This window comes from Lunatimonas salinarum, from assembly GCF_017811155.1.
Lineage (GTDB): Bacteria > Bacteroidota > Bacteroidia > Cytophagales > Cyclobacteriaceae > Lunatimonas > Lunatimonas salinarum.
The window spans coordinates 1-5,930 of the sequence record NZ_JACVCV010000040.1 but is presented as its reverse complement, the minus strand read 5'-3'; the positions used below and the strand labels follow the sequence as shown (position 1 = coordinate 5,930).

Sequence of the window (5,930 nt, the reverse complement as noted above, 5' to 3'; positions counted from 1 at the left end):
ACACACTTTCGGCGAAAGGAATTCCAATCACAAAACCTTAACTTAATAGCATTGGACAATCCCCTATCGCCGAAGTGACCGACTGAACGCATAAAAATCGTATCTTTGAGAAAGATAGGACAAGAAAAAAGTGAAACAAAGAATTTACATAGACACTTCAGTATTCGGGGGACATTTTGACGAAGAGTTTAAGGAACACACATTCCATTGTTTGAGAGAATCAAAGATGGAGAATTCATTATTTTATACTCGACAGTTACGCAAGACGAACTTGAAAACGCACCCGAAAAAGTAAAAGAACTTGTAAAAAGTCTTAGAGCCGACCTGACTGAGTTTATTGAAACAACAGACGAAGCGGTTGACTTGGCGACTGAATACATTACTGAAAAAGTCGTAGGACAAACAAGTTATGCGGACTGTTTACACATTGCATTGGCAACCATAAACCGAGCAGACTTTTTAGTGAGTTGGAACTTCAAACACATTGTGAACATTGAAAGAATAAGGGGTTACAACGCTATCAATATAAAAAACGGGTACAGACAATTAGAAATACGTTCACCAAGAGAATTTGAAAAATATGAGGACGAATGAAAAAACTTTTGACGCTGTAAAATTTATGCGTCAACAGAGAGACAAATTAAGTGAGAAGTTATCCAAGATGACCAAAGAAGAAATTTTGGAATACTTCAAAAAACGCAAGACGCAGACGACAACAAAGCCCTGTGCATAACATTCAAGACTAAACCGAAGTGGAGCGTAGCGGAATTTTGGACTTAGCCTGCACTTCGACAGGCTCAGTGACCTAGTTGACAGAAGCGTAGCGGGTTTTTTGTGGTAAGGTATCTATGGGGATTAATAAGCCGGGGTGATTTCTTTCGTCTGAAAAATGGGGCTGCCGGGCGTGGGTTCAGCGGCATGTTGGCTGGTTGTTTCTTTTCTGTATGCTTTCTGAGAGGTTTTGTTGGCGGATTTCCCGTTTGCTTTTTGGTGTTTTTCCGGGCTTGTTCGCCCATTGGAATTTTGGACAATTATGAATATATTTAGTACCGAGCGATTGATAAGCCTGACTTCCGATTAGGTAGGCATGAAGAGCCACGGATGTATCGAGGTGAGCGTTTCATGAACAGCCTGTCCCGATTTTCGGGAGTTCCGTGGGAAGGTAGGGGTGAATTGGAAATCACGAACACCGCTAAAATTTTTAAAAATAGTGAGTAGTTCCCTTGCCCAATCCGATTGGCGGTCATTGTAAATCGACACAAAACATAACATGAAGACCTATAAAAACTAAACAATAACAACCAACCTATCCTAACTACAATTACGTTTTGTAAATTTGATACTAGTGAAATAAAAAATGGCGAAAAGCAGAAAGCTAAACGTAAACGAATCCCCGATAACGGTAATCAATCAAAATGAAACTGACTATATAAGTTTGACCGATATGACCGCTTCTTTTCGAGAAGGAAGCGGATTAATCGGCAAATGGGTTACGAACAAAAATACATTGGAATATTTAGGTGTTTGGGAAAAAATCAACAACCCTAACTTTAATTACCCCGAATTCGGGGTAATTACCCAAGAAGCAGGAGTTAATAGGTTCATAATGTCTGTCGGACAATGGATTGAAAGAACAAGTGCAATTGGTATGCTTGTAAAAGCAGGCCGTTACGGTGGTACATATGCACATAAAGACATTGCGTTCCACTTCGCAATGTGGCTAAGTCCTGAGTTTCAGATTTACTTGGTAAATGAATTTCAACGCCTAAAAGACGATGAAAACAACCGACTGAAATTAGAGTGGAACTTACAAAGGACCTTAGCAAAGGTAAATTACCATATTCACACAGACGCAATCAAAGAAAACCTGATTCCTCAAAAAATTACCAAACAACAAGCAAGTATTGTTTATGCCAATGAAGCCGACTTATTGAATGTAGCACTTTTTGGAATTACCGCAAAAGAATGGAGGGAAAGCAATCCTGAACAAATTGGAAATATAAGAGATTATGCGACATTGGAACAATTAGTTGTATTGAGCAATATGGAAAGTATTAATGCCTTACTTATCCGACAAGGATTTATGCAGAAAGAACGTCTTGTCGAACTAAACAAAGTAGCGATTACCCAAATGAAATCCTTACTTGAAAGTAACGCAATGAAGAAACTAAAATAAACGGACGAAAGAACAAACATACAGGGGGCTAAACCGAAGTGGAGCGCAGCGGAATTTTTTGGGGCTTAGCCTGCACTTCGACAGGCTCAGTGACCTAGTTGACAGAAGCGTAGCGGGTTTTTTGTGGTAAGGTATCTATGGGGATTAAAAAGCCGGGGTGATTTCCGTCGTGTGAAAAATGGGGCTGTGGGGAGTTGGTTCTGCGGCATGTTGGCTGCTTGTTACTTTTCTGTATGCTTTCTGAGAGGTTTTGTTGGCGGATTTCCCGTTTTTTTCCCGTATTGCGCATAGGGCCGCCGAAAGAACATCCGCGACAATCTGCGTGATCTGCGGGAGCGTTGGAATAAGTGTTCAGTACAGGGGCTTTCCGGGCTTGTATTTGTATTGGAAGTTTGTTCAATTCTGGGTACATTTAAGTACTTGAGCGATTTAAAAACCTGAATTCCGATCAGCCAGCCACACGGATCCGATGATGTGTCGCGGTCAGCGTCCACATGCGCAGCATATTTTAATTATCGGGAGTTCTGTTGGAAGGTAAGGGTGAATTGGAAATCACGAATGCAGCTTATAAATAATAAATACAGTGAGTTAATTCCCCCCTGACCCGATTGGGCAACACACTACGACAGGAAATTCACCTTGCATCAAAAATTCATCTGGAAAGTTGTAAATTTGCTTCATGACAGACAAAAACCTTTACATTATTGCAGGTTGTAATGGAGCTGGAAAAACTACCGCCTCGTTTACTATTCTTCCTGACATAATTAACTGTAAGGAGTTTGTCAATGCAGACGAAATTGCAAAAGGACTTTCTCCTTTTCAGCCTGAAAAAGTCGCTATCGAATCTCGCAGAATAATGATTAACAGAATAGATGAGTTAATTAAAGCAAACGAAAGTTTTGCATTTGAAACTACATTATCATCAAAAAGCTATCAACATAAAATTCGGATTGCGCGGGAGAAAGGATACACTGTAACTCTCCTCTTTTTCTGGCTTCAGAGTCCAGAACTTGCTAAAGAAAGGGTTAAAATTAGGGTGATGGAAGGCGGGCACAATATTCAGCCTGAAATCATTGAAAGAAGATATCATAATGGCATCCAAAACTTGTTTAGAATTTACTATGATTTAGTTGACGGATTATTCATTTATGACAACTCTGAAGGGAAGCATGAGCTTATTGCAATCAAAACAATTGATGGTAAATTAGATATTATCGACAAGTATAAATTTGAATTATTAAAAGCATATGACAACTGTTGAAAAACAACTTGAATTAAAAGATAAGATTCAGATTGGGCTTGAAAAAGTTTATGAAAAACTTATTGAATTTAAAAAGCAAAAAAATACTGATCTTGTGATACTAAGAGACAATAAAATTACTCGAATAAAACCTCAGTAAAAGTACGTTGCCCAACATACAGGGGCTAACCCGAAGTGGAGCGCAGCGGAATTTCGAGCTTAGCCTGCACTTCGACAGGCTCAGTGACCTAGTTGACAGAAGCGTAGCGAGTTTTTTGTGGTAAGGTATCTATGGGGATTGAAAAGTTTGGGTGATTTCTGTCGTGTGAAAAATGGTGCTTCCGGACGTTGGTGCTGTGGCGTTTTGGCTGGTTGTTTCTTTTCTGTATGCTTTCTGGGCGGTTTTGTTGGGTGATTTTCCGCTTGCTTTTAGTGTTTTTCCAGGTTGTTTCCGTTTTAGCATTTGCTACCGCATGAATTGGAAATCACGAACGCCGCTAAAATTCATCAAAATAGTGCGTAAATTTCCCTGACTGACCGGATTAGCAGTCATTCTAATACGACAGACGAGCAAGAGATTGACATCAAATTGACTAACCAACCCCTAAAAATATTACCTTTGTAAGGTGGAAAAAATTGGCTTCATAGAGATAAGAATAACAGGCTCAAAGGGAAACCTTGACCTATCACCTGACAATTACGACATTCGGGAGATTATCACTATTCTCGAAAATGCCGAAAACTTGCTTTATCCAGGCGACAAAAGAGACAGACCGAATATCAGCTACAAAATTGAAGCAGGTTCTGTAAAACATATACTTAAAACCTCCATTCAATATATAATCGGTTTTAACGCAATCATCGGACAGGTTAGCCAAGTTCAAAACATTGACTTTCTTGACTTAGGGACAGCAAAAGCATTTGAAAACATTCAGGACATAGCTACAAAACGGAATTATGTTTTTAGCATCAAGACATCACTCGACAACACAAACGAAGTGAGAGTTGATAAAACAACAAGATACTACAGAACCGAAGCTATTTGGGCTGACGCTGAATTTTACTTTTACGGTAAGGTTACAAATGCTGGTGGTAAGGACAAAGCTAATATCCACGTTTTCACTGAAGAACTCGGAACTATAAGAATACAGACACCAATTAGTTTTCTTGAGCAATATGACGAAAACTTACTCTATAAGACATTTGGCATTAGAGCAACAGGTAAGCAACATTCGGAAACGGGGGAAATTGACACATCAACATTAAGATTTATCGAGTTGGTTGACTACCAACCAAAATATGATGAGATATATTTAAAAGCACTTCGGGAGAAAGCAAAAAAATCTTGGCTTGGCAGTATAGACCCTGACAAATGGTTAAATGAAATAAGGGGTGGATATGACGCATAACGCTGTTTTACTTGATACCAGTTTCTTTATTCGCTTTCTAAATGAAAGTGACCCGTTATTCAAAAATGCTGACGGATATTTTCGCTACTTTTTACAGAAAGAAATTACAATGATGATTTCTACAATCAGCATTGCAGAGTATTGCGTCGGTGGTGATGTTCACGAGCTTCCGTTGAGAAATTTACAAATAGTTCCATTCAATTTAGACCATTCAAAACGAACAGGAGATTTTGCGAAAATCGCATTCAATGCAAAGAGAAATGGAAAAATAGATGTTGCAAATAGAAATATCATACCGAACGACACAAAACTGTTTGCACAGGCCGACTGTGAAAAATCTATAGAATTTTACCTTTCATCTGACAGCGAAAGTTTGAAAATTTACAACATACTTAGACAAGAAACTGCACCGAAATTCCAATTCATTGACTTGAACACTCCTTACAATGAAACATTCGGACTGCTTGACATTTGACGAAGAAAGAATAACGACCGCTAACATACAAGGAGGCCTAAACCGAAGTGGAGCGCAGCGGAATTTTGGGCTTAGCCTGTATTGATCCCGATAGCTGTCAAGATACGGGTCTCGTATACGGCGACAAGGTGTCTATGGGGATTAAATAGCCGGTTCGATTTCCGTCGTGTGAAGAATGGTACTGCCGGGCATTGGTTCTGCGGCATGTTGGCTGCTTGTATTTTTTCTGTATACCTTTTGAGTGGTTTTCTTGGCTGGTTTTCCCGTTTTTTTCCCGTATTGCGCATATGGCCGCCGAAAGACCATCCGCGAACATCCGCGCGATCTGCGGGGGCTTTGGATTGAATGTTCAGCATAGGGCCTTTCCGGGCTTTGTAACTGGAAAATAACAATGCACCAACTTTAGGTTTGATGAAGAGCTTTTTGAAACAGTTTTGGAACAACCAAGGTAAAGTCGCTATTTGCATGCAACACATTGCTTAAAATAGCAAGAGATTTGTTTTCACGCAGAGCCGCAGAGAAGATTCGATGGGTTTAGAGTTGAACATTGATAAAAACCCTTTGCGTCTTGGCGCCTGGATATTCCGGAGCATGCTGACCCCTCTGAACCGGAATGTTTTTGAGTTGTGA

At 39.7% G+C, this 5,930-nt stretch carries 6 protein-coding genes; 5 read left to right on the top strand and 1 reads right to left on the bottom strand.

Going from position 1 to position 5,930, the window contains the following annotated elements:
• Positions 1–207: 207 nt before the first annotated feature.
• The 5 genes from IAQ59_RS21450 (at position 208) to IAQ59_RS21430 (ending at position 5,300) form a co-directional block, all read left to right on the top strand.
• Positions 208–594 (top strand): PIN domain-containing protein, encoded by a 387-nt coding sequence (locus IAQ59_RS21450; protein ID WP_209332908.1) that lies wholly within the window; start codon positions 208–210, stop codon positions 592–594.
• 763 nt (positions 595–1,357) lie between these two features.
• The gene (locus IAQ59_RS21445) at positions 1,358–2,176 is read left to right on the top strand and encodes a KilA-N domain-containing protein (RefSeq protein WP_209332907.1); all 819 of its coding nucleotides are present in this window, start codon (positions 1,358–1,360) and stop codon (positions 2,174–2,176) included.
• 679 nt (positions 2,177–2,855) lie between these two features.
• Positions 2,856–3,437 carry an ATPase gene (locus IAQ59_RS21440; RefSeq protein ID WP_209332906.1) on the top strand — a complete coding sequence of 194 codons (582 nt, stop codon included), beginning with the start codon at positions 2,856–2,858 and terminating at the stop codon, positions 3,435–3,437.
• A gap of 605 nt (positions 3,438–4,042) precedes the next feature.
• Positions 4,043–4,825 carry a hypothetical protein gene (locus tag IAQ59_RS21435; RefSeq protein ID WP_209332905.1) on the top strand — a complete coding sequence of 261 codons (783 nt, stop codon included), beginning with the start codon at positions 4,043–4,045 and terminating at the stop codon, positions 4,823–4,825.
• On the top strand, positions 4,815–5,300 hold the full coding sequence (locus IAQ59_RS21430) for a PIN domain-containing protein (protein WP_209332904.1): 486 nt from the start codon (positions 4,815–4,817) through the stop codon (positions 5,298–5,300). The genes IAQ59_RS21435 and IAQ59_RS21430 overlap by 11 nt, the downstream gene beginning before the upstream one ends.
• A gap of 71 nt (positions 5,301–5,371) precedes the next feature.
• Here IAQ59_RS21430 and IAQ59_RS21425 read toward each other — a convergent pair whose 3' ends face one another.
• The gene (locus tag IAQ59_RS21425; protein ID WP_209332903.1) at positions 5,372–5,656 is read right to left on the bottom strand and encodes a hypothetical protein; all 285 of its coding nucleotides are present in this window, start codon (positions 5,654–5,656) and stop codon (positions 5,372–5,374) included.
• Positions 5,657–5,930 lie beyond the last annotated feature (274 nt).

Coding starts and splice junctions, on each gene's coding strand:
- IAQ59_RS21430 (WP_209332904.1), top strand. CDS start 4,815: ATGACGCATAACGCTGTTTTACTTGATACCAGTTTCTTTATTCGCTTT.
- IAQ59_RS21440 (WP_209332906.1), top strand. CDS start 2,856: ATGACAGACAAAAACCTTTACATTATTGCAGGTTGTAATGGAGCTGGA.
- IAQ59_RS21445 (WP_209332907.1), top strand. CDS start 1,358: ATGGCGAAAAGCAGAAAGCTAAACGTAAACGAATCCCCGATAACGGTA.
- IAQ59_RS21425 (WP_209332903.1), bottom strand. CDS start 5,656: ATGCTGAACATTCAATCCAAAGCCCCCGCAGATCGCGCGGATGTTCGC.